The 22,441-nt window shown below is 72.4% G+C and carries 18 protein-coding genes and 1 pseudogene; 10 read left to right on the top strand and 9 right to left on the bottom strand.

Annotated elements, in window-relative coordinates; all coding sequences use genetic code 11:
* The first annotated feature begins 51 nt into the window (after positions 1 to 51).
* Together OIE12_RS09390 and OIE12_RS09385 are read left to right on the top strand one after the other, a co-directional pair.
* Entirely contained in the window at positions 52 to 687 is a 636-nt protein-coding gene (locus tag OIE12_RS09390) for a TetR/AcrR family transcriptional regulator (protein WP_329133675.1), read from the top strand.
* Between the two features lie 254 nt (positions 688 to 941).
* A complete protein-coding gene (locus tag OIE12_RS09385; RefSeq protein WP_329133673.1) occupies positions 942 to 1,985 on the top strand; it encodes an endonuclease/exonuclease/phosphatase family protein in 1,044 nt (347 codons plus the stop codon).
* 33 nt (positions 1,986 to 2,018) lie between these two features.
* On the opposite strand, the gene OIE12_RS09380 is transcribed toward OIE12_RS09385, so the two are convergent.
* From OIE12_RS09380 to OIE12_RS09370, 3 genes are all read right to left on the bottom strand, one after another.
* Entirely contained in the window at positions 2,019 to 3,779 is a 1,761-nt protein-coding gene (locus OIE12_RS09380; protein ID WP_329133671.1) for an NAD+ synthase, read from the bottom strand.
* 180 nt (positions 3,780 to 3,959) lie between these two features.
* Complete coding sequence (locus tag OIE12_RS09375) at positions 3,960 to 5,591, bottom strand: multicopper oxidase family protein (protein WP_329133669.1); 1,632 nt, start codon at positions 5,589 to 5,591, stop codon at positions 3,960 to 3,962.
* 131 nt (positions 5,592 to 5,722) lie between these two features.
* Positions 5,723 to 7,666: a S53 family peptidase gene (locus OIE12_RS09370; RefSeq protein WP_329133665.1), complete on the bottom strand. Its 1,944-nt coding sequence runs from the start codon at positions 7,664 to 7,666 to the stop codon at positions 5,723 to 5,725.
* Positions 7,667 to 7,873: 207 nt separating this feature from the next.
* On the opposite strand from OIE12_RS09370, the gene OIE12_RS09365 reads away from it, so the two are divergent.
* Complete coding sequence (locus OIE12_RS09365; RefSeq protein WP_329133664.1) at positions 7,874 to 8,338, top strand: RrF2 family transcriptional regulator; 465 nt, start codon at positions 7,874 to 7,876, stop codon at positions 8,336 to 8,338.
* Between the two features lie 319 nt (positions 8,339 to 8,657).
* Here the strand turns inward: OIE12_RS09365 and OIE12_RS09360 are convergent, their stop codons facing one another.
* Positions 8,658 to 9,857: a globin domain-containing protein gene (locus tag OIE12_RS09360; RefSeq protein ID WP_329133662.1), complete on the bottom strand. Its 1,200-nt coding sequence runs from the start codon at positions 9,855 to 9,857 to the stop codon at positions 8,658 to 8,660.
* 453 nt (positions 9,858 to 10,310) lie between these two features.
* Here OIE12_RS09360 and glnA point away from each other — a divergent pair, with 453 nt between their 5' ends.
* A complete protein-coding gene (glnA, locus tag OIE12_RS09355; RefSeq protein ID WP_329133660.1) occupies positions 10,311 to 11,672 on the top strand; it encodes a type I glutamate--ammonia ligase in 1,362 nt (453 codons plus the stop codon).
* A gap of 91 nt (positions 11,673 to 11,763) precedes the next feature.
* Here the strand turns inward: glnA and OIE12_RS09350 are convergent, their stop codons facing one another.
* Positions 11,764 to 12,912: an FAD-dependent oxidoreductase gene (locus OIE12_RS09350; RefSeq protein ID WP_329133658.1), complete on the bottom strand. Its 1,149-nt coding sequence runs from the start codon at positions 12,910 to 12,912 to the stop codon at positions 11,764 to 11,766.
* Between the two features lie 127 nt (positions 12,913 to 13,039).
* Here OIE12_RS09350 and OIE12_RS09345 point away from each other — a divergent pair, with 127 nt between their 5' ends.
* Positions 13,040 to 13,654: a TetR/AcrR family transcriptional regulator gene (locus OIE12_RS09345; protein ID WP_329133656.1), complete on the top strand. Its 615-nt coding sequence runs from the start codon at positions 13,040 to 13,042 to the stop codon at positions 13,652 to 13,654.
* Here the strand turns inward: OIE12_RS09345 and OIE12_RS09340 are convergent.
* Together OIE12_RS09340 and OIE12_RS09335 are read right to left on the bottom strand one after the other, a co-directional pair.
* Positions 13,640 to 13,849 carry a DUF397 domain-containing protein gene (locus OIE12_RS09340; protein ID WP_329141808.1) on the bottom strand — a complete coding sequence of 70 codons (210 nt, stop codon included), beginning with the start codon at positions 13,847 to 13,849 and terminating at the stop codon, positions 13,640 to 13,642. The two genes, OIE12_RS09345 and OIE12_RS09340, sit on opposite strands and share 15 nt — an antisense overlap.
* Positions 13,829 to 14,332: pseudogene (locus OIE12_RS09335) on the bottom strand (Scr1 family TA system antitoxin-like transcriptional regulator); the annotation flags it as partial. The pseudogene OIE12_RS09335 and the gene OIE12_RS09340, both read right to left, overlap by 21 nt.
* Before the next feature lie 217 nt (positions 14,333 to 14,549).
* Here OIE12_RS09335 and OIE12_RS09330 point away from each other — a divergent pair.
* From OIE12_RS09330 to OIE12_RS09320, 3 genes are all read left to right on the top strand, one after another.
* Positions 14,550 to 14,819, top strand: coding sequence for a CopG family transcriptional regulator (locus tag OIE12_RS09330; RefSeq protein ID WP_329133653.1), 270 nt, complete (start codon positions 14,550 to 14,552; stop codon positions 14,817 to 14,819).
* Positions 14,816 to 15,253 carry a PIN domain-containing protein gene (locus OIE12_RS09325; protein ID WP_329133651.1) on the top strand — a complete coding sequence of 146 codons (438 nt, stop codon included), beginning with the start codon at positions 14,816 to 14,818 and terminating at the stop codon, positions 15,251 to 15,253. The genes OIE12_RS09330 and OIE12_RS09325 overlap by 4 nt, the downstream gene beginning before the upstream one ends.
* 95 nt (positions 15,254 to 15,348) lie before the next feature.
* The gene (locus tag OIE12_RS09320) at positions 15,349 to 15,675 is read left to right on the top strand and encodes a hypothetical protein (protein WP_329133649.1); all 327 of its coding nucleotides are present in this window, start codon (positions 15,349 to 15,351) and stop codon (positions 15,673 to 15,675) included.
* Positions 15,676 to 15,847: 172 nt separating this feature from the next.
* On the opposite strand, the gene OIE12_RS09315 is transcribed toward OIE12_RS09320, so the two are convergent.
* The gene (locus tag OIE12_RS09315; protein ID WP_329141806.1) at positions 15,848 to 16,417 is read right to left on the bottom strand and encodes a TetR/AcrR family transcriptional regulator C-terminal domain-containing protein; all 570 of its coding nucleotides are present in this window, start codon (positions 16,415 to 16,417) and stop codon (positions 15,848 to 15,850) included.
* An 80-nt stretch (positions 16,418 to 16,497) separates the two neighbouring features.
* On the opposite strand from OIE12_RS09315, the gene OIE12_RS09310 reads away from it, so the two are divergent.
* Together OIE12_RS09310 and OIE12_RS09305 are read left to right on the top strand one after the other, a co-directional pair.
* Positions 16,498 to 17,739 (top strand): FAD-dependent monooxygenase, encoded by a 1,242-nt coding sequence (locus OIE12_RS09310; RefSeq protein WP_329133647.1) that lies wholly within the window; start codon positions 16,498 to 16,500, stop codon positions 17,737 to 17,739.
* Between the two features lie 157 nt (positions 17,740 to 17,896).
* Positions 17,897 to 20,923: a bifunctional [glutamine synthetase] adenylyltransferase/[glutamine synthetase]-adenylyl-L-tyrosine phosphorylase gene (locus OIE12_RS09305; RefSeq protein WP_329133645.1), complete on the top strand. Its 3,027-nt coding sequence runs from the start codon at positions 17,897 to 17,899 to the stop codon at positions 20,921 to 20,923.
* A gap of 141 nt (positions 20,924 to 21,064) precedes the next feature.
* On the opposite strand, the gene OIE12_RS09300 is transcribed toward OIE12_RS09305, so the two are convergent.
* Positions 21,065 to 22,099: a LacI family DNA-binding transcriptional regulator gene (locus OIE12_RS09300; protein ID WP_329133643.1), complete on the bottom strand. Its 1,035-nt coding sequence runs from the start codon at positions 22,097 to 22,099 to the stop codon at positions 21,065 to 21,067.
* Positions 22,100 to 22,441: the final 342 nt, after the last annotated feature.

The raw sequence follows: 22,441 nt of genomic DNA, 5'->3' as shown, positions 1-22,441 counted from the left end.
CACGGGGGCAGTGGGGGATCCTGGCAGCACAGGAGACGAACGGAGCACCACGTGACCCTTGCCGACAGCACCGCCGGACAGCGGGGCACGCCCGCACGCGGGCGGCCCCGCAGCGAGGCGCTGGAGCACGCCATCATCGAGGGGGTCCTCACCCTCCTGGAGGACGGCGTGCCGCTCGCCGAACTCTCCATGGAGCGGATCGCCCGCACGGCCGGCGTCGGCAAGGCCACGATCTACCGGCGCTGGCGCGGCAAGGAGGAGCTCTTCGTCGACGTCGTGCGCGCCGCCGAGCCCGCCGAGCCCCTGCTGCCCGGCACCTCGCTCCGCGACGACCTGGTGGTCATGCTGGAGTGGATGCGCCGACGCGGCCTGGCCGGCCGGTCCTCGGCGGTGCTGCGCAACGTCCACGCGCAGATGAAGTCCAGCCCCCGGATCTGGGCGGCCTACGAGACGTCCGTCGTCAGACCCCGCCGCAACGCCCTCGTCGAGGTGCTGCGGCAGGCGCAGCAGCGCGGCGAGATCCGCGCCGACGTCGACGTGCGGCTCGCCTACGACCTCCTCACCGGGCCCATGCTCCTGCGGTCCGTCCTGCGCCCGGACGGCGACCTCCCCGAGGACCTCGCGGAGCGCATCGTCGACACCGTCATGGAAGGCCTGTGCCCGCCCGCCGGAGAACCGCCCCGCTGACGGCCCGTCCGGCCTTCCGGTTGTCCGGCGGCCGGGCCTCCCACACGCCGTCAGAAGGCAGTTCCCGACCGGGCCGTGTGCGCATTTCGTCACAAGAATCGCCCGTTCCGCTTCCGTTCGGAACGCGGGACGCCGCCTTCGTCGTCCTTGTGCGGGTACGGCCGCCCGGGCGGGCGCCGTACGGAAGCGATCATCCCCTAGGGTTTTCCTCCACGGGGACGACGACGTGCACGGGCAAGGTGTGAGGCGACGGTATGGCGCAGGCGCAAATGACGGAGACCGGCAACGACGACGGGAACGGGGACGGCCGTCGGGGAGCCCGGTTCCGGCGGCTGTGGCACCGCCTGCGCACCGACCGCGGCATCTGGCGCCGGGGCATCGTCCTCGCCGTCCTCGCGGTCCTCCTCGGACTGCTGATGGCCCTGCACGAGAGCGTGCCCAACCGGGTCGGCAACTTCGGCAGCCTCCTGGAGACCTTCCTGCCCTGGCTGGGCGTCCTCGTCCCGGTCCTGCTGGTACTCGCGCTGGTGCGCCGCTCGGCGACCGCGCTGATCGCCCTGCTGGTGCCCGTCCTGGTCTGGACGGACCTCTTCGGCGGCCTGCTCTCCGACAAGACCGCCGAGGGCGGCGGCGACCTGACCGTCGCCACGCACAACGTCAACGCGAGCAACGCCGACCCCTCCGGCACCGCCCGCTCGATCGCCGCCGCGGGCGCCGACGTGCTCGCGCTCCAGGAACTCAAGGCCTCCGCGGTGCCCACGTACGAGAACCTGCTGGAGCCGACGTACAAGTACCACGCGGTGGTCGGCACGGTCGGGCTGTGGAGCAAGTACCCGATGAGCGGCGTCAAGGCCGTCGACATCAGGCTCGGCTGGAAGCGCGCGATGCGGGCGACGATCGCCACGCCCGAGGGGCGGCTCGCCGTCTACGTCGCCCACCTGCCCTCCGTGCGGGTGAAGCTGCGGGCCGGGTTCACCGCCCGCGAGCGCGACCGCAGCGCGGACGCGCTGGGCGACGCCATCGCGCACGAGAAGCAGTCCCGGATCGTCCTGCTCGCCGACGCCAACGGCACGATGAACGACCGCGCGCTCACCGCGGTCACCTCGCAGATGCGCTCCACGCAGGGCGCGGTGGGCAGCGGCTTCGGCTTCAGCTGGCCGGCGTCGTTCCCGATGGCCCGCATCGACCAGATCATGGTCAAGGGCGTGAAGCCGGTGTCGTCGTGGACGCTGCCGGAGACCGGCAGCGACCACCTCCCCATCGCGGCGAGCGTTGAGCTCACCGGCGACGGGGAGTAGGGGCGCGGCCCGACCGGGACGTGAGGGCGGGCTCTAACCCCGTTCGCGCCACGCGTTGGTGATGGGCAGGCGGCGGTCCTTGCCGAAGCCCTTCGCGGAGATCTTCGTGCCCGGCGGGTACTGGCGCCGCTTGTACTCCGCCGTGTCCACCATCCGCAGCGTCCTGACGACCAGCTCCCGCTCGAACCCGGCCGCGACGATCTCGTCGGCCCCCTGATCGCGGTCCACGTACCGGTCGAGGATCGCGTCCAGGACGGGATAGTCCGGCAGGGAGTCCGTGTCGACCTGCCCCGGCCGCAGCTCCGCGCTCGGCGGCTTGGAGATGGAGTTCTCCGGGATCGGCGGCGTCTCGCCCCGCTCCTCGGCCGACCGGTTCCGCCACCGCGCCAGCTCGAAGACCGTCGTCTTGTACACGTCCTTGATCGGCCCGTACGCGCCCACCGAGTCCCCGTACAGCGTCGAGTACCCCACCGCCAGCTCGGACTTGTTGCCCGGGGCCAGCACGATGTGGCCCTCCTGGTTGGAGATCGCCATGAGCAGCGTGCCGCGCAGCCGCGACTGGAGGTTCTCCTCGGCGAGCCCGGTCAGCTCCGTGGCCGACATGTAGGCGTCGAACATCGGCGCGATCGACACCGTACGGAAGTTGAGCCCCGTACGCCGGGCCAGCTCCGCCGCGTCGTCGCGGGAGTGCTCGGACGAGTACTTCGACGGCATCGAGACGCCGTACACATTCTCCGGGCCCACCGCGTCGCACGCGAGCGCGGCCACCAGCGCGGAGTCGATGCCGCCGGACAGACCGATCAGCACCGAGCGGAAACCGTTCTTCTTGACGTACGCGCGCAGGCCGACGACGAGCGCGGAGTAGATCTCCTCGACGTCCTCCAGCCGGTCCGCGTAGCCGCCGGTCAGCTCGGGCTCGTAGGCCGGGAGGGGCTCCTCGGAGACGACCAGGCGTTCGACGCGCAGCCCGTCGTCGACGACGTCACCGTCGGCCGGCGCGTCCGCGGCGACGCCGGGCAGGTCGAGGTCGAGCATCACCGCGCACTCCTGGAACTGCGGCGCCCGCGAGACGACCTCGCCCTCGCGGTCGACGACGATGGTGTCGCCGTCGAACACCAGCTCGTCCTGCCCGCCCATCATGGCCAGGTAGGCGGTGGTGCAGCCGGCCTCCCGGGCGCGCTTGCGCACCAGCTCCAGGCGGGTGTCGTCCTTGTCGCGCTCGTACGGGGAGGCGTTGACGGAGAGCAGCAGCCCGGCCTTCGCCGAGCGGGCGGCGGGCACGCGGCCGCCGTCCTGCCACAGGTCCTCGCAGATGGCGAGGGCGATGTCGACGCCGTGCAGCCGCAGGACGGGCATGGTGTCGCCGGGCACGAAGTAGCGGAACTCGTCGAAGACGCCGTAGTTGGGCAGGTGGTGCTTGGCGAAGCGGAGCGCGATCTCGCCGCGGTACAGCACGGCGGCGGCGTTGCGGGGGGTGCCGGCCGGCTGGCCGTACTTCGGCTGCGCGGACTCCGAGCGGTCGAGGTAGCCGACGAGGACGGGCAGCTCGCCCAGGCCCTCGTCGGCGAGCCGCGCCGCGAGCTCGCGCACGGCGGCCCGGCTGGCCTCGACGAAGGAGGACCGCAGGGCGAGATCCTCCACGGGATACCCGGTGAGCACCATCTCCGGGAACGCCACGAGGTGCGCTCCCTGCCCGGCACACTCCCGGGCCCGCCGAAGCACGGCCTTCACGTTCCCGGAGAGGTCACCGACGGTCGAGTCGATCTGATTCAGGGCGAGACGTAGTTGAGGCACGCCGCCCAGTGTAATCGTCACACAGACACGATGCCCGCGCCGTAATCAGGGGCGCGGGGAACTGCGCAAAACGGAGCGAAGCTCCGTAGGGGGGTCCGGGGGCGCAGCCCCCGGGGGATGGGAAGGGTAGGGGCGGCGGGGGCGAGAAACCCCCCGCAGGCACCCCCACAGGCACCCCCCTCAGTACCGCAGCAACGTCATCATCCCCGCCTCCTGGTGGTACGCGTTGTGGCAGTGCAGCATCCACACCCCCGGATTCACCGCGTCGAAGTCCACCGCCACCGACCTCCCCGGCAGCACGGCAACCGTGTCCTTCCGCGCCCCCGGCCCGTCCTGCGTCCCGGTCAACGCGAACGCGTGCCCGTGCAGATGCACCGGATGCCACATCTTCGTCGCGTTCGTCAGCACCACCCGCACCCGCTCCCCCGCCCGCACCTCACGCACCTTCTCCGGGTCGTACCGCTCCCCACCGAACGCCCAGTCGTACTTCTTCATGGTCCCGGTCAGCCGCAACCCCAGCGTCCGGTCCGGCCGCCGGTCGTCCATCGCCACCGAGTCGTCCGCCAGCAGCTCGTCCGCCGACACCAGCCGCCCGTCCAGCTCCCTCGGCCGCGCCGACGCCCCCGGCGCCGCCCCGCTCGCCGTACGCAGCAGCGCCCGCGCCGCCCCGCCCTTGCCCTCGGCGAGCGCGGTCAGCGGGAAGACGCCGTCCCCGGCGGTGACCAGGACGTCGTACCGCTCGCCCATGCCCAGCATCAGCGCGTCCGTGTCGGTGGGCCGCACCGGGTGGCCGTCGGTGTGCGTCACCGTCATCCGGTGGCCGCCGAGCGCGACCCGGAACGCGGTGTCGCCGCTCGCGTTGATCAGCCGGATCCGGATCCGCTGCCCGGGCCGCGCCGCGAAGACCCGGGGGGCGTTAGCCGTCCGTCCGTTGACCAGGTAGTACGGGTACTTGACGTCGCCGCCGACCCCGCCGAGCAGCGCACTCTTCCCCCGCTGCGGCCGCCGGCCGGCCCGGTCGGAACCGTGCGGAGCGGAACCGTGCGCGTCACCCTCCGGGTCGCCGTCCCCGTCCCCGCCCCTGCTGTCGCCGCCCCCGCCCTTGCCGTCGCCGTCGGACATGCTCATGCCGCCGCCCCGGCCGCCGAGGAGTTTCTTCAGCTCCGCGTCGGGGGTGCGGCCGCCCACCCCGTCCAGCCAGTCGTCGAGCACGACGACCCACTCCGTGTCGTAGCCGAGCGGCTCGTGCGGGTCCTCGACGATCAGCGGCCCGTACAGGCCGCGGTCCGCCTGGACGCCGGCGTGCGAGTGGTACCAGTACGTGCCGGGGGAGTCGAGCGGGAACCGGTAGACGAAGTCGGCGCCCGGCCGGACCGCGCGCTGGGTGATGCCGGGAACGCCGTCCATCGCGTTGGGCACCCCGAGGCCGTGCCAGTGCAGGGTGGTCGACCGCGGCAGGTGGTTGGCGAGCGTGACGGCGAGGGTCTCGCCCGCGGTGACCCGGATCTGCCGCCCGGGCAGATCGTCGCCGTAGCTCCACGTCCTGACGGTGCGTCCGCCGAGGTCGACCGTGCCGGAGACGGCGGTGAGCCGGACGGTGCGCACGGCACGGGCGCCGGACGTGGCCGCCTCGCCGGACCTCGCGTCGCCGGCCGGCGCGGGAAGCGTGGCGGCGGTGCCGCCGGGGGTGCCGGCCGGTGTGGAGCAGGACGGGTCGGGCAGCGGGCGGGCGGCGGCGAGGGCACCGGCCCCGGCGACCGCGAGGGCACTGGTGCGGAGCAGGGCGCGGCGGGTCTGGGCAGAAGTAGGCATGCCCGAATTGCACTACTTGGGATGGTGTGCATGCGTGCACGAAACGCGTGTTGCTCCGGCCGGGTGAGCCGACGGCCCCCGCGCACCCCGCCGGTGGGCAGGGTGCGCGGGGGCCGCAGGAGGCAGGTGACTCAGCGCCGCCGGTACGACGACACGTAGCCGCCCGCCGGCGAGCCGACGCCCGTCACCGGGTCGTAGCCGCGTACGGCCTTCAGCGAGCTGTCCTTGCCGAGGCTGCGCACCGAGGTGATCAGCCCCTCGGACGCGTCGTAGGAGTTGGCGAAGTCCACGCGGGCCACCGCGAGGTCCGTGCCGGTCGGCTTGTCCACGACGTCGTGGTAGACCTTCGAGCCGTAGCGGTCGTAGATCGCCGGGTTGGCGAAGCCGATCGCCCGGCCGCCGCGCTCCTGCTGCGCGAGCGCCTGGACGCCCGCGATCACCGGCGCGGCCAGCGAGGTGCCGCCGATCCGGTACTCGGAGTAGCGGTAGGAGCCGTCCGGGAAGGTCTGCGTCTGGCCGACCTTGAAGCCGGTGTTGGGGTCGGCGATCGCCGAGATGTCCGGAACCGTGCGCATCGGCGCGGCCGTTCCGTTCGCCTTGGCGAGCGAGGACGGGACCACTCCGCGCTGGTAGTACGGCTGCGCCACGGTACGGCTGGTGCCGCCGCCCGCGCCCGAGGTGAACGCGCCGGGGAAGTCGGCCCAGCTGCGGCCGTCGTCCGACAGGGCGGCCCGCTCGGTGCCCCAGCCGGTCTCCCAGAGGTACTTGTCGTGCTTGCCGACGGCCAGCGAGGTGCCGCCGACCGCGGTCACCCAGGCGGAGTTGGCCGGGGTGTCGACCTGCTTCGTCCCGGTGTTGGCGACCTCGTCGCCGTTGTCACCGGAGGAGAAGTAGAAGCCGATGCCCTCGATCGCGCCGAGCTGGAAGACCTGGTCGTAGGCGGCGGCCAGGTCCGGCGTCTGGTTGGCCTCGATGTCGCCCCAGGAGTTGGAGACGATGTCGGCCAGGTGCCCGTCGACTATCTTGCTCAGCGAGTCGAGCAGGTCGTTGTCGTAGCAGGAGGCGGCGCCGACGTAGACGATGTCCGCCTTCGGCGCGACCGCGTGCACGGCCTCGACGTCGAGGGTCTCCTCGCCGTACCAGCCGGCCGCCCCGCACTCCTCGGTCCGCGTGTAGTCGCTCGGCAGCACCTGGCTCAACTGGCCGCGCTTGTAAGAGGCGTCGCCGTGCTTGCCGGCGTAGGTGGCGGCGTCCGAGGCGATGGTCGGGGAGGCGTAGGCGTCGGTGATGGCGACGGTCACGCCCTTGCCGGTCGCCTTGCCGGCGCCGTAGGCCGCGCGCAGCTGCTTGCCGGTGTAGCCCTTGACCGCGTACGGGATCTTCTTGCCGTACGCCTTCGGCAGCGAGGAGGCCGTGTTCGAGCCGTAGTACGAGGAGAACGGCCCGGAGTTGCGGAACACCGCGTCCGGCGGGGGCAGGGTGTCGCTGTGGCTCGCCTTGTGCGGGGCGTTGTCCAGGCCGGTGACGGTGAGGACGGCGCCGTCCAGCGCGGCGGGCACGGAGGCGTTCTCCGCCGGGGCGCGGTAGGTCTTCTTGCCCTTGGCGTAGTTGTGGAGCTGGGTGCCGAAGGCCTTCTCGGCGGCGGCCACGTCACCGGTGACGGAGACGTAGTGCCGGGTGGTGCCGGTGACCTCGAGCCCGGCCGACTTCAGCCAGTCGGTGACGGCGTCGACCTGGGCCTTCGTGGCGCCGTAGCGGGCGTCGGCCTGCTTGGCCGACAGGTACTTGCCGTACGAGGCGGAGTCCGGGTCGGAGACGGCCTTCGCGTACGCCGCCAGGCCGGTGGCGTCGCGGCCGGCGAGATAGACGCGGACGGAGACCTTGGTGCTGTCGCTGGTGGCGCCCTTGTCGGTCGAGCTCTTGGCCCAGACCGGTTTGGTGCCGGCGAGCGAGTCCCGGCCGTGGCCGTCGGCGGCGTGGGCCGCGGGCGTGCCGAGGGCCAGGGCCCCGGCGAGCAGCGGCAGTGTCGCTGCCAGGCTCAACCCGGCGCGCGCGGTGGCGCGAGTGGATCTCATAAAACCCCCTGCGATGCGGTTCTTCGCATGTTTCGTCGCATGTCGATCGCACGATCCCGGCCACTCTTTCGATGATCGGTTCATGTCAGGGGAATGGAATGGCCAAGAAGAGCCCAAGTGCCGGGGATTGGTGGGGGTTTGGGAGAGATGGGGAGAAGGACCGGTCAAAAAGTTGAATGCCCGATGCGTATTATTTACGCTGGTGGTATGCGGCTTCTGCGCTCCACCGATCTGGCGCTGCGCGTCCTGATGAGGCTCGCCGTCGCGGGCGAGTCCAGCCCCACGACCCGGGAGGTCGCGGCGGACATGGACGTGCCGTACACGCATGCCGCGAAGGTCGTGGCCGAGCTCCAGCACCGGGGGTTGCTGGCGGCGCGGCGGGGGAGGGGCGGGGGGCTGTCGGTCACGGAGGCGGGGCGGACGGCGTCGGTCGGGGCGATCGTGCGGGCCTTCGAGGGCGGGGAGGAGGCGTCCGACGTGGTCGACTGCGAGGGGGCCGGGCCCGGGACCCCGCCGTGTCCGCTCCGCTCGGACTGCCGGCTGCGGGGCGCGTTGCGCCGCGCCCAGGAGGCGTTCTACGCGACGCTGGACCCCCTGACGGTGGAAGACATGATCGCGTCCCCCACGGGCCCCCTCCTCCTGGGCCTCCCGGGGGTGGGCGCGCCGGCGTAGGGGGCACCCCGGGTTTTGTCGCCCCCGCCGCCCCTGCCCTTCCCGTCCTTGACCCGGGGGCTACGCCCTCAGGCCCCCGAGGGGGAGGGCGCGGGAGAGCTCGGGTGGGTGGGGTGTGGGCGGGTGCGGGTGCGTCGTGGTTGGTCGCGCAGTTCCTCGCGCCCCTTGAAAGCAGGGGGCGCCCCCGTCTTTCAGGGGCGCGGGGAACTGCGCGACCAGCCCCCACCGGCCGTCAGCCGACAACGCACCCCCCGGGGTTCAAGGGGCGGAGCCCCTTGAAGGGACGGGAAGGGTAGGGGCGGCGGGGGCGAAAATACCGTCAGGCAGCCGCAGCCGCATCCTTCGCCAGCCACAGGTCCGGCCCGAACACCTCGTAGTGGATGTCCGCTGCCGCGACCCCCGCGCGGAGCAACTGCTCCCGCACCACCCGCATGAACGGCAGCGGCCCACACAGATAGGCAACCGTCCCCGGCGCCACGTCGACCTCGCCGAGGTCGACGAGCCCCGGCCGCCCGGCCCCCTCCGCGTCCTCCTCGTAGAAGAACACCGCCTCCCCGTCCGCGAGCTTCGCCGCGTACGCCGCGTGGTCACCCCGCAGGGCGTGCGCCGCCGGCGACCGGTCCGCGTGCACCACGGTCACCCGCCCCGCATGCTCCCCCTGCGAGAGCTGCTCCAGCATCGCGATCATCGGGGTCACCCCGATCCCCGCGGACGCGAGCAGCAACGGCGCGTCGGTGTCCTCGAGCACGAGGTCGCCGTACGGCGCCGACAGCTCCAGTACGTCCCCCTCGCGCACATGCGCGTGCAGGTGGTTGGAGACCTCGCCCTCCGGCGTCACCGCGTCCCCCGGCACCCGCTTGACCGCGAACTGCCGCACCGGCGAACCCGGCGCCGCCGTCAGGCTGTACTGCCGGATCTGCCGCGCCCCGTCCGCGAGCCGCACGCCGACCGAGACGTACTGCCCGGCCCGGTACGCCGGCACGGGCCCGTCGTCGGCGGGCCGCAGCCGGAACGTGGCGACGTCGGCGGTCTCGTCGATCCGCTCGACGACCTTCCACTGCCGCAGCCCGCTCTCCTCGCTCGCGGCGTAGAGCGTCTTCTCGATGGCGATGAGGGCGTTGGCCATCAGCCAGTAGACCTCGGTCCAGGCCGCGGCGACCTCCTCGGTGACCGCGTCGCCGAGCACCTCGGCGATGGCGGCGAACAGGTGCTCGTGGACGACCGGGTACTGCTCCGGCCGGATGCCGAGCGAGGCGTGCTTGTGGGCGATCCGACGCAGCATCAGGTCGGGCCGCTGGTCGGGGTTGTCGACGAGGTGGGTGGCGAAGGCGGCGATGGAACCGGCCAGCGCCTGCTTCTGCGTGCCGGCGGCCTGGTTGCCGCGGTTGAACAGGTCGCGCAGCAGCTCCGGGTGGGCGGCGAAGAGCCGGCTGTAGAAGCGCTCGGTGATGTCGCCGATCGCCGCGCCCACGGCGGGAAGCGTGGCGCGGACGGTGGCTGCGGACTGCTCGGAGAGCATCGGAACTCCTCTGAGGAACGGAGTGACGGTCCTTCGGCCCCGGCGAGGACCGGCGGACCCGTGGGAGGGGCCGTACGGCCCGGGGGAGAGCCGTACGGCCCCACCAGGGCCGAACGGCCCTGGTGGGCACCGGCGGAAGGAGTGGATCGTGGTGGCTCCGCCGGATTCCGTGGGCACCGTAATAAAACTTGCATCGGAGATGCAAATTAAGAACGCCGCGGGGGGCGAGGATCGGCCATTCACGAAACCGCAGTTCAGCGGGCAAGATGGCCTCGGAGTGGGGCACCCGGGTGGACACCTGCCGCACGTGTGACGTTCGGAACAGGACCGCCGGGCCGCCGGGGGTCCGCAACGCGGATGAAATGCTGGTGTGGTGGGATGCTCAGGTGCCCGACCGCCCGCTCCGTCACCCTCGGGAACGGCGGCCTGACCAGCAAGGATGGGGAACGGAAGATGGACAAGCAGCAGGAGTTCGTGCTCCGGACCTTGGAGGAGCGCGACATCCGGTTCGTACGCCTGTGGTTCACGGACGTGCTGGGCTTCCTCAAGTCCGTCGCCGTGGCCCCGGCCGAACTCGAACAGGCCTTCGATGAAGGTATCGGCTTCGACGGCTCCGCGATCGAGGGCTTCGCGCGGGTCTACGAGTCCGACATGATCGCCAAGCCGGACCCGTCCACGTTCCAGATCCTCCCCTGGCGCGCGGAGGCCCCCGGCACGGCCCGGATGTTCTGCGACATCCTGATGCCCGACGGCTCGCCGTCCTTCGCCGATCCCCGCTTCGTCCTCAAGCGCGCCCTGAACCGCGCCTCCGACCTGGGCTTCACCTTCTACACCCACCCGGAGATCGAGTTCTACCTGCTCAAGCACAAGCCGGTGGACGGCACCCGGCCCACCCCCGCCGACAACTCCGGCTACTTCGACCACACCCCGCAGGCCATCGGCATGGACTTCCGCCGCCAGGCGATCACCATGCTGGAGTCGATGGGCATCTCGGTGGAGTTCTCCCACCACGAGGGCGCCCCCGGCCAGCAGGAGATCGACCTGCGCTACGCCGACGCGCTCTCCACGGCCGACAACATCATGACGTTCCGCCTGGTCATGAAGCAGGTCGCGCTGGAGCAGGGGCTCCAGGCCACGTTCATGCCGAAGCCGTTCTCGGAGTACCCCGGCTCGGGCATGCATTCCCACCTCTCCCTCTTCGAGGGTGACCGGAACGCGTTCTACGAGTCCGGCGCCGAGTACCAGCTCTCCAAGGTGGGCCGCTCCTTCATCGCGGGCCTGCTGCGGCACGCGGCGGAGATCTCGGCCGTCTCCAACCAGTGGGTCAACAGCTACAAGCGCATCTGGGGCGGCGCCGCCCGTACGGCCGGCGCGGGCGGCGAGGCGCCCTCGTACATCTGCTGGGGCCACAACAACCGCTCGGCCCTGGTCCGCGTCCCCATGTACAAGCCCGGCAAGACCGGCTCGGCCCGCGTCGAGATCCGCTCGCTGGACTCCGGCGCCAACCCCTACCTCTCCTACGCCGTCCTCCTCGCCGCCGGCCTCAAGGGCATCGAGGAGGGCTACGAACTCCCGGCCGGCGCCGAGGACGACGTCTGGGCCCTCAGCGACGGCGAACGCCGCGCCCTGGGCATCGAACCGCTCCCGCAGAACCTCGGCGAGGCGCTGGACCTGATGGAACGCAGCGACCTGGTCGCCGAGACCCTCGGCGAACACGTCTTCGACTTCTTCCTGCGCAACAAGAAGCAGGAGTGGGAGGAGTACCGCAGCGAGGTCACGGCGTTCGAGCTGCGGAAGAGTTTGCCGGTGCTGTAGGCGGTCGGCGAGGGTCCGGGAACCGGACGGCGAAGGGCCCGGGGCGGTGGCGTACGGCCACCTCCCCGGGCCCTTGTCGTGACGCGGCCGGTCAGCGCCGGCCCTCGGTGAACCGTGCGAGGTCCTCCACCGTCGGCCTCTCCAGCAGGGACTCCGCGGCGCCGTCGAGCATCTGGGCGATCTCCGTCGAGCGGGGGAGCATCGTCTTCTCGTAGGCGCGGACGGCGTCGTCGACCGTGGCGGCGCGGGTGAGCGCGAGGGCGAGTTCGCTGGCGTCGAGCATGGCGAGGTTGACGCCGACGCCGAGCGGCGGCATGAGGTGGGCGGCGTCCCCGAGGAGCGCCACGGTGGGGGAGTGCTCCCAGGTGTGCGGCACGGGGAGGGCGAAGATCGGGCGGTCGACGTAGGGGCCGTCGTTGTCCGTGAGCATCCGCAGCAGCTCCGGTGACCAGTCGGCGTACGCGCGCAGCAGGTGGGCGCGGATGCCGGCGGTGTCCTCGGGGTGCAGCCCTTCCCGGGTGAGCCAGTCCACGGGGGTCTTCCGTATGAGGTAGACGCGCATGTGGTCGCCGCTGTTGCGCTGCGCGAAAAGGCCGCGCTCGCCGTCGGCGACATGCGCGTTGCCCTTGCCGACCAGGGCGGACAGCTCGGGGTGCGCGTCCTCCATGTCGTCGAACCAGGCCTCCAGGAAGCCGACGCCGGTGTAGGTCGGCTTCGCGGACGAGACCGACTCGCGGACGCGGGAGAACGCGCCGTCCGCGCCGATCACGAGGTCCGTCTCGGCGGTCGTGCCGTCGGTGAACGTCAGGGTGCGCGGGCCGTCGGCCGGTCCGCCGGCCGAGGCGAGCGCGCGGCCCCACTGGACCGTTCCGGGTGCGAGGGAGCCGAGCAGCAGGCCGCGCAGCTGGCCGCGGTCGATCTCGGGGGCGGCGGTCTCGCCCTCGCCGGGCAGGTGGTGGCCGAGCAGCCGGCCCGACGGGTCGAGGTGGCGCATCTCCTGGCTCTCGGGCCGGGCGAGCGCGAAGAATTCCTCCAGCAGGCCGGCCTCGCGCAGGGCGAGCTGGCCGTCGTCCTCGTGCAGGTCCAGGGAGCCGCCCTGGTTGCGGGAGCCGGCGTCCGGGTCGCGGTCGTACACGGTCACCGCGAGACCGTGCCGTTGCAGGACGCGGGCGCAGGTCAGGCCGCCGGGACCGGCGCCGATGACGCTGATGCGGGCGTGGGCAGGGGTGGGCGAAGGCATGGCGGGGCTCCTTGGGATCGGGATCCGGGGTCGGATCGGCGCCGTGCCACCACCAAAGCAGAAGTGAGTAAGAAAGTGCAACCAGTACAGTTTCTGTATCGGTCCAGCTATGCGGTACGGTGAGGCCATGCCCGACGTCACGCCCCCGGACCGCACCGCCGCCCCCCGCCCCGCCGTCGGCCGCCGCGAGCGCAAGAAGGCCGCGACGAGGCATGCCATCGCCGACGCCGCGCTCGAACTGTTCCTGGAGCACGGCTTCGACCGCGTCAGCGTCCGCGACGTCGCCGAGAAGGCCGACGTCTCGACGACGACCCTCTTCGCGCACTTCCCGAGCAAGGAGTCACTGGTCTTCGACCGCGAGGAGGACGTGGACGCGCGGTTGCGCGCCTGCGTGCGCGAGCGGCCCGAGGGCCAGGGCGTGGTGGAGGCGCTGCGCGCGCACGCGCTGACGGCCTGGATCCCGATCGCGGCGGACCCGCGCCGGAAGGGGTTCGCCGCCCTCGTCGACGGCACACCGGCGCTCCGCGAGTACAGCGAGCGGATGTGGATGCGCCACGCGGACACCCTTGGCACGGCGATCGCCGAGGAGCTGGGCCGGACCCCCGACGACCTCGCGTGCGCGGCCCTCGCACGGTTCGTCCTGGAGGTCCCGACGCTCACACGGGACCGCGAGGACCCGGAGGCGAGCGTGAAGCAGATCTTCGACCTGCTCCTCAACGGCTGGCGGTCAGAGGCGGCTTGAACGTCCGGTGTGTGTGACGAAGCGCGTCCAGGCGCCCGGAGCGAGGGTCATCCGGGGGCCGGTGGTGTTCTTGGAGTCGCGGACGTGGATGGCGGCGGGGGATATCGCTACCTCGACGCAGTCGTTGCCGTCTCCGCTGCTGCTGTAGCTGCTCTTGAACCATGCCAGTGGCGGACGCGCCGACCGGGCACCCATGATCCGCTCTGTCTCCTCCTCGGAGTAGGCAGGGAGCCATACGTCGAACAACGCACGCATGTGTTCGTCGGTCTGCAGCAAGCCGTGGATGTTGTGCGTGCTGTACAACGCGATCTCGACTGCGTGGGCCTCCATCCGAGCCAGGTCCCGGACCCGCTTCGGGTACCGGACCTTCCTCACGTCCTCCTTCATGGCCGCGAGCAACCCGCCGGCGTTCAGCACCTCATCGGCGCGGTCCAGGTAGTCGGGCCGGGGGATTCGCTTACCGCCCTCACACTTGTGAACCAGGTCCTCGCCGTATCCCATCGCCGTCGCGAAGTCGGCCGCCCGCATGCCCGACGCCTCCCGCCGGAGCCGCAACTGCCGCCCCACCGTGGTGATGACCGCGACCCCCCAGTCGTCGTCGGGATCCACCTCCCACCCTGGCTCGTCCGCCGCCTCGGCCGCGCCTTCGGGCCGCATCACCTCATCGTCTACGGACATCCGCACCCCCTCCGCTCAACGCGTCGTATCGCGATGCATCTCACGATAAATGGAAACGCGTGCTCGGTGAGGCGAATGGGCCGGTCACCACGCCAACGAGTGATGTGGCCCCAAGGCCCGGCTCCAGTCGCCGGAGCCGGTGTCCTTCAGTACGCCGCCGGCCGGACGTCGAGAACTCACTCCTGCGGCCTTGGTACATAACCTGTACCATCGTGACATGGCTCTCAAGCGAACCAATGTCTACGCCGAAGACAGCGATCTCGACCTGATCAAGGAAGCCGCCGCACGTCTGGGCGTCGCCGAGGCGGAGATAATTCGTGAGGGCATTCACCGGATCGCTCTGGCACATCGCGTCTGGGACGAGCCGTTCGTTTCCGACGACGAGACCTTCGATTTCGGCGGTCCGGTGGGCAAGGACGAGATCCGTGCGGCGACGACCGGTGCGCACGCCGGTCAGGAGCGCCATGGTCAGGGCGACGCCGCGTGATCGCGATCGCCGACACCTCGGGCATTCTCGCTCTTTTCAATCGGTCCGACCCCGATCATTACGAAGCCAGGAAGGCCGCGGATCAGTGCGGCTTTCTCGTGGCCACCCCGCTGGCGCTGACCGAAGTGCATCAGGTGGCCACCAGTCGTGTCGGGCGACAAGCGGCCGACACGATCCTTCGTGCCCTTGCCGCGCGCGTACGGCAGACGCGCCTGGTCCTGGCGACGCCCCACGCCGAGATTCTGGATATGGCGCTGACCGTTCGGGCACGCTACGCGTCACTCGACCTCGATCTGGTGGACGCGGTGAATGTCGCCCTCGCCGCCGAGTACGCCACGGACGCCATCCTCACGAAGGACATACGGGACTTCCGGGCGCTGCGCCCCGTGGACGGCAGGCACACGTGCTTCCGCATCCTGCCCGATGACCTCTGACGGACTGTCGTTCTGCGGAAATCGTGATCGTGGAACCCGCCCCGGCGCCCCGGCGTCCTACACGGCGGACGCCTGCCGAGCACCCGGGAGAGCACGTGGCGAAGAAGGACCGGCCGACGGACGCGGCGAGGGGCAAGGACAAGGACGCCGAGAAGTGGCTGTCGCGGTTCCAGTGGAAGCTGGCCATGCAGCCGGGGGTGGACCGGGCCGTCGTGCTCCAGGCCCTCAAGGAGGTCACGTTCCACTGCGACGAGACGGGGGAGGACCCCCGGACCGCCTTCGGTGACCCGGACGACTACGCCGTGAAGGCCGCCGCGCGGCTCGTGTTGCCGGAGCGGGCGGAGCGGGACCGGCGGCAGAACCGTCTGCTCAAGGCGATCAGGTCCGTGGGCCACAAGGCCGAGAACATCCCGGACTTCTGAGTCGACCTTTGAGCCGACTTCTGAGCCGACTTCTGAACCGGCCTCTGAGCCGCCTTCCGAGTAGAGGGCATCGCTGACACGTCCGACCCGCCCCGTCCCGACCCGCCAGGACGAAGGACGCCACGGGCGTCACGGTCCGCCACACGGATCGTGACGCCCCTCGCCGTTCGGCTCAACGCGGCTCCTCACCCCGCCCCGCCCCGTGCGCCAGCCCCTCCACGATCAGGTTCAGGCCCGCCTCGAACGCCGAGTCGTGGTCGACCGGCGGGATGCCGGGCGGCGGCCCCGCGGAGCCGTCCTCCGCCTGTTCCTCCAGGACGCTGCCCACCGTGAAGCGGCCGGCGGCCAGCATCGCCATTCCGGCCTCCCGTTCGGGCAGGCCGGACGCGACCAGGAACGCCATCTTGTGCGCGATCCGGTCCAGGTCCCCCGCGCCGGGACTGCTCCCCGCGTGCAGCCGCGCACCGTCCCGGCGCAGCAGCAGCGTGCGCCGGAAGCTCCGCGTGTTCTCGCGGAACCACTCGCGCCAGTCCTCCTCCGGCGCCGGCAGCGCAGCCGTCGCGTGCGGGGCCATGGCGGCCTCGGCCATCGCGCCGAGCAACTCCTTCTTGTTTTTGAAGTGCCAGTAGAGCGACGGCTGTTCGACGCCCAGCCGCTGCGCCAGCCGACGCGTGCTGACGGCGTCGAGGCCGACCTCGTCGAGCAGGTCGAGCGCCTCGGCGATCACGGTCTCCCGGTTCATCTTTGCCACCTTGACAATCTATCGGCGATAGGGGGACTTTGGAAAGACACCTATCACCGATAGAGATTCGGAGTTCCGGGATGAAGTCCTCTCTGCGCGTCCTCGTCTGCGGCGGCGGCATCGCCGGGCCGGCGCTCGCCCACTGGCTCGCCCGGGGCGGACACCGGGTGAGCGTCGTCGAACGGTTCCCGGCGCTGCGCGCCACCGGCGCCCAGGTCGACCTGCGCGGTCAGGGCATCGAGGCGATCGCGCGCATGGGGCTGCTCGACGCCGTCCGCGGCCGCCTCGTCGACGAGCGCGGCGTCGCCTTCGTGGACGCGCGCGGCCGGACGCGGGCCACGATCATGGCCAACACCTCCGGCAGGGGACGGCAGACGCTGACCTCCGAGTACGAGATCATGCGCGGCGACCTGGTGCGCATCCTGCACGAGGCGACGAAGGACGACGTGGAGTACGTCTTCGGCGTGAGCGTGGAGCGCTTCGAGCAGGGGGACACGGAGGTCGTCGCCCACCTCTCCGACGGCACCTCCCGCACCGTCGACCTCCTCGTCGGCGCCGACGGCCAGGGCTCCCGCATCCGGCGCGCCCTCCTCCCGCCCGGCGCCCCCGACCCGTACCGGCGGGTGGGGATGCACATGGCCTACTGGTTCGTGCCGCGCATCGCCACGGACGGCAACGTCCGCGACACCTACCTCGCCCCCGGCGGCCGCATGATCATGCGCAGGAGCCACCACCCGGACGAGACGCAGGTCTACTTCGTACTGCGGGAGGAGTCCGCGGCGGCCTCCGCCGTGCACCGGGAGCCCGTCGAGAAGCAGAAGCGGTTCTGGACGGACAGGTTCCGCGACGCCGGCTGGCAGACGGAACGCTTCCTCGACGGCATGGCGACGACCGCGAGCTTCTACTCCCAGGAAGTCCTGCAAGTGCGCACCGACACCTGGTCCCGCGGCCGCGTCGCCCTGGTCGGGGACGCCGCCCACTGCGCCTCCCCGTACAGCGGCATGGGCGTCTCCGGCGGCCTCGTCGGCGCGTACGTCCTGGCCGGGGAGATCAACCGGCACCCCGGCGACCTGCCCCGGGCGCTGGCGGACTACGACACCGTGCTGCGGCCCTTCGTCGACGAGATCCAGGCCGCCGTCAAGCCGCGCCTGCTGCGGCTCGGGCTGCCGGAGAGCCGGCCGGCCATCGGCGCCTTCCACTCCGCCGCCGCGCTGGCCTCCTTCCTGCGCGTCCCCGACCTCGTCGCCCGGTACGCCAAGGAGGACCGGGGCGGGGCCTGGCGGCTCCCGGAGAGCCCGGTTCCGGTGCCGGCCGCCGGATGACCCCGCCGGACGGGGCCCACGGGGGTCACACGGGGCCGCCCCGTGCCGGTGCGGATAGGCTCGCCCCCGGACGGGCCTGATCAGGCCGCCGTACGGCCTGGCCCTCGGCGGTGCCGTACGGCCCGCGAGGCGGCCGGGTGAGCGACGGGAGGCTGGGATGACGGTGCCGGGGCGCAGGAGCAGTACCTTCACACGGCTGCTGCGGCACGGATTCACCGATCCGTCCGCCTCCGAACGGCTGCTCGACGCCCCCGAACTCGCCGCCGTGCGCGCCGACCCCGTCCTCCTGGAGGCCCTCGGTGCCACCGCCGACCCCGACCTCGCGCTGCTCGGACTCGTCCGGCTCCTCGAGGCGCAGCCGGGCGACACGGCACGGCATGAACTGCTGGACACCCTGATAGCGGCCAAGCCGCTGCGCGACCGGCTGCTCGGGGTGCTCGGCGCCTCCACCGCGCTCGCCGACCACCTCGCCCGGCACCCCGCCGACTGGCAGGCCCTGGTCACCTACGAGGCACGGGACCTGCACCCCGGCGTTCCCGAGTTCGAACGCCGGCTCGCGGACGCCGACGACCCGGTCGCGCTGCGCGTCGCCTACCGCCGCTGTCTGCTGTCGCTCGCCGCGCGCGACGTGTGCGGGACCACCGACCTCGCCCAGACCGCCGCCGAGCTCGCCGACCTCGCCACCGCCACCCTGCGCGCCGCCCTCGCCCTCGCCGAGGCCGCCGCGCCCGAGGACGCCGCGCTCTGCCGGCTCGCCGTCATCGCGATGGGCAAGTGCGGCGGCCACGAGCTGAACTACGTCTCCGACGTGGACGTCATCTTCGTCGCGGAACCCGCCGAGTCCCCGGGCGGCGGCGACGGCGACGGCGAGGCCCGGGCGCTGCGGGCCGCCACCCGGCTCGCCTCGCACCTGATGCGGATCTGCTCCGAGACCACGATCGAGGGCAGCATCTGGCCCGTCGACGCCAATCTGCGCCCCGAGGGCCGCAACGGGCCCCTCGTCCGCACGCTCAGCAGCCACCTCGCCTACTACCAGCGGTGGGCCAAGACCTGGGAGTTCCAGGCGCTGCTCAAGGCCCGCCCGGTCGCCGGGGACGCCGAGCTCGGCGCGGCCTACACCGACGCCCTCGCGCCGCTGGTCTGGGAGGCCGCCGAGCGCGACAACTTCGTCGCCGACGTGCAGAAGATGCGCCGCCGGGTGGTCGAGAACATCCCCGCCGCCGAGATCGACCGCGAGCTCAAACTCGCCCCCGGCGGACTGCGGGACGTCGAGTTCGCCGTCCAGCTCCTCCAGCTCGTGCACGGCCGCTCCGACACCTCCCTGCGCAGCCGCACCACCCTCGACGCGCTGGCCGCCCTCGCCGCGGGCGGCTACGTCGGCCGCACCGACGCCGAACAACTCGACGCGGCCTACCGCTTCCTGCGCACCATGGAGCACCGCATCCAGCTCTACCGGCTGCGCCGCACCCACCTCGTCCCCGAGGACGAGGCCGACCTGCGGCGCCTCGGCCGCTCGCTCGGGCTGCGCACCGACCCCGTCGCCACCCTCACCCGCGAGTGGAAACGGCACGCCGGTGTCGTACGGCGGCTGCACGAGAAGCTGTTCTACCGGCCGCTGCTCGACGCCGTCGCCCAGCTCGCCCCCGGCGAGGCCCGGCTGAGCCCCGGCGCCGCCCGCGAGCGGCTCGTCGCCCTGGGGTACGCCGACCCCGCCGCCGCCCTGCGCCATCTGGAGGCGCTCGCCTCCGGGGTCACCCGCAAGGCCGCCATCCAGCGCACCCTGCTGCCGGTGCTGCTCGGCTGGTTCGCCGACTCGGCCGACCCCGACGCCGGGCTGCTGGGCTTCCGCAAGGTGTCCGACGCGCTCGGCAAGACCCCCTGGTACCTGCGGCTGCTGCGCGACGAGGGCGCCGCCGCCGAGAACCTCGCGCGCGTCCTGTCCGCCGGGCGGCTCGCGCCCGACCTGCTGATGCGCGCGCCCGAGGCGGTCGCGCTGCTCGGCGACGGGGACGGGCGGCGCGCGGGCAGCGGGCTCGCCCCGCGCTCCCGCGCCCAGCTCGAACAGGAGATCGTCGCCGCCGTGGGGCGCGCCGACGGCGCCGAGCAGGCGGTCACCGCCGCGCGCGGAGTGCGCCGGCGCGAGCTGTTCCGCACCGCCGCCGCCGACATCGTCGGCTCCTACGGCACCGAGGAGACGCCCGTCGAGGCGGACCAGGGCGCCCTGGTCGACCTCGTCGGCGGCGCGATCTCCGACCTCACCGCCGCCACGCTCGCCGGAACCCTGCGGGCCGTGGTGCGCGAGCGGTGGGGCGACACGCTGCCCACCCGGTTCGCCGTCATCGGCATGGGCCGCTTCGGCGGCCACGAACTCGGCTACGGCTCCGACGCGGACGTCCTCTTCGTGCACGAGCCGCGCGAGGGCGTCGATGAGACGGAGGCGGGGCGGGCCGCGAACGCCGTCGTCACCGAGATGCGGCGGCTGCTGCAACTGCCGAGCGCGGACCCGCCGTTGCTCGTCGACGCGGATCTGCGGCCCGAGGGGAAGTCCGGGCCGCTGGTGCGGACGCTGACCTCGTACGCCGCGTACTACCGCCGGTGGTCGCTGGGGTGGGAGGCACAGGCGCTGCTGCGGGCGGAGCCGGTGGCGGGGGACGCGGAGCTGGGGGCGCGGTTCCTGGAGCTCGTCGACCCGCTGCGGTATCCGCGGGGCGGGCTCGGGGAGGACGCGGTACGGGAGATCCGGCGGCTGAAGGCGCGGATGGAGGCGGAGCGGCTGCCGCGGGGCGCGGATCCGACGCTGCACACGAAGCTCGGGCGGGGTGGGCTGTCCGACGTGGAGTGGACGGTGCAGTTGATGCAGTTGCGGCACGGGTACGAGGTGGGGGAGCTGCGCACCACCCGGACGCGGGCCGCGCTGACGGCGGCGCGGGAGGCGGGGCTGCTGTCGGCGGAGGACGCGGCGACGTTGGACGAGGCGTGGGTGCTGGCCACGCGGGTGCGGAACGCGGTGATGCTGGTGCGGGGGCGGGCGGGGGACACGTTCCCCTCCGACGCGCGGGAGTTGGCGGCGGTGGGGCGCTATCTGGGGTACGGCCCCGGTCACGTCGGTGACATGCTCGACGACTACCGCCGTACGACGCGGTTGGCACGGACGGTGGCGGAGAGGCTGTTCTACGACGCGTGAGGGTGTGCGGCGCCTTTTCCTCGCCCCCGCCGCCCCTGCCCTTCCCGTCCCTTCAAGGGGCTCCGCCCCTTGGACCCCGCACGGGCTCCGCCCCGTTTCGCGCCCACGCGGCGGAGCCGCATGTCGGCACAGCCCCGCGCCCTAGGCGCGCGGCGGAGTCTTCACCGCCGACGCCGTCGAACCCCGCACCACCAGTTCCGGCATGAAGACGAACTCGCTGTGGGGCGCCGGCGTTCCGCCGATCTCCTCGAGCAGCGTGCGGACGGCCGCCTGGCCCATCGCCGGGACCGGCTTGCGGACCGTCGTGAGGGGCGGGTCGGTGAACGCGATGAGCGGGGAGTCGTCGAAGCCGACCACCGAGACGTCCGTCGGCACCCGCAGCCCCCGCTGCCGGGCCGCCCGTATCGCACCGAGCGCCATCATGTCGCTCGCGCACACCACCGCCGTACAGTTCCGGTCGATCAGCGCGGTGGTCGCCGCCTGGCCGCCCTCCAGCGTGTAGAGGGAGTGCTGGACCAGCTCCTCCTCGATCACGTCCGGAGCCAGCCCGAGCAGGTCCTGCACCGTCCGCACGAACCCCTCGATCTTGCGCTGCACCGGCACGAACCGCTTCGGCCCGAGGGCCAGCCCGATCCGGGTGTGGCCGAGGGAGACGAGGTGGGTCACGGCCAGGGCCATGGCCGCCCGGTCGTCCGGGGAGATGAACGGCGCCTGCACCTTCGGCGAGAAGCCGTCCACCAGGACGAACGGCACGCCCTGCGCCCGCAGCCGCTCGTAGCGCTGCATGTCGGCGGTGGTGTCGGCGTGCAGCCCGGAGACGTAGATGATGCCGGAGACCCCGCGGTCCACCAGCATCTCGGTGAGCTCGTCCTCCGTGGAGCCGCCGGGGGTCTGCGTGGCGAGCACCGGGGTGTAGCCCTGCCGGGTCAGCGCCTGGCCGATGACCTGGGCGAGCGCCGGGAAGATGGGGTTCTCCAGCTCCGGGGTGATCAGCCCCACCAGGCCCTCGCTGCGCTGCCGCAGCCGGACGGGGCGCTCGTAGCCGAGCACGTCGAGGGCGGCGAGGACGGACTGACGGGTCGTCGCGGCGACGCCCGGCTTGCCGTTCAGGACCCGGCTGACGGTCGCCTCGCTGACCCCCGCCTGCGCTGCGATGTCGGAAAGCCGTGTGGTCACGGGATGCGACTGTACCGGCCCCCTCGCCCCTCGCGCACCGGGCGCACGCCGGGTGCGGGCGGGCGACCGGCCCGCGGCGGGCTGCTGCGTCATCGCGCTCCCTCGTGAGTTCCGCGTACGTCTGCGCGCAGGTGACGCGTATGTGTCCGCGTAGGTGGGTCGGGTCCGGGTGGTGACCCGCTTTCAGCGGCCTTCCGCCGCCGCCTGCAACGGATGATCCCCCGTCGGACCCCCTCGCGGCAAGAGCTTGCAGAGACTTGCACAACCCGCCCCGGCCTGCCGCACCCCCGGTAACCCCCTACCGCAAGGCAACCGCCCGCACATCACGGACCCGTAACTGTC

Origin of the sequence: Streptomyces sp. NBC_00670 (assembly GCF_036226765.1) — a bacterium.
Taxonomy (GTDB): Bacteria; Actinomycetota; Actinomycetes; order Streptomycetales; family Streptomycetaceae; genus Streptomyces.
This window is presented reverse-complemented; position numbering and strand designations above follow the sequence as displayed.

Bases quoted from the DNA above. Each gene is read 5' to 3' on its own strand.
- OIE12_RS09385 (WP_329133673.1), top strand. From the start codon at position 942: ATGGCGCAGGCGCAAATGACGGAGACCGGCAACGACGACGGGAACGGG.
- OIE12_RS09375 (WP_329133669.1), bottom strand. From the start codon at position 5,591: ATGCCTACTTCTGCCCAGACCCGCCGCGCCCTGCTCCGCACCAGTGCC.
- OIE12_RS09370 (WP_329133665.1), bottom strand. From the start codon at position 7,666: ATGAGATCCACTCGCGCCACCGCGCGCGCCGGGTTGAGCCTGGCAGCG.
- OIE12_RS09365 (WP_329133664.1), top strand. From the start codon at position 7,874: ATGCGGCTTCTGCGCTCCACCGATCTGGCGCTGCGCGTCCTGATGAGG.
- OIE12_RS09360 (WP_329133662.1), bottom strand. From the start codon at position 9,857: ATGCTCTCCGAGCAGTCCGCAGCCACCGTCCGCGCCACGCTTCCCGCC.
- glnA (WP_329133660.1), top strand. From the start codon at position 10,311: ATGGACAAGCAGCAGGAGTTCGTGCTCCGGACCTTGGAGGAGCGCGAC.
- OIE12_RS09350 (WP_329133658.1), bottom strand. From the start codon at position 12,912: ATGCCTTCGCCCACCCCTGCCCACGCCCGCATCAGCGTCATCGGCGCC.
- OIE12_RS09345 (WP_329133656.1), top strand. From the start codon at position 13,040: ATGCCCGACGTCACGCCCCCGGACCGCACCGCCGCCCCCCGCCCCGCC.
- OIE12_RS09340 (WP_329141808.1), bottom strand. From the start codon at position 13,849: ATGGGTGCCCGGTCGGCGCGTCCGCCACTGGCATGGTTCAAGAGCAGC.
- OIE12_RS09330 (WP_329133653.1), top strand. From the start codon at position 14,550: ATGGCTCTCAAGCGAACCAATGTCTACGCCGAAGACAGCGATCTCGAC.
- OIE12_RS09315 (WP_329141806.1), bottom strand. From the start codon at position 16,417: ATGAACCGGGAGACCGTGATCGCCGAGGCGCTCGACCTGCTCGACGAG.
- OIE12_RS09310 (WP_329133647.1), top strand. From the start codon at position 16,498: ATGAAGTCCTCTCTGCGCGTCCTCGTCTGCGGCGGCGGCATCGCCGGG.
- OIE12_RS09305 (WP_329133645.1), top strand. From the start codon at position 17,897: ATGACGGTGCCGGGGCGCAGGAGCAGTACCTTCACACGGCTGCTGCGG.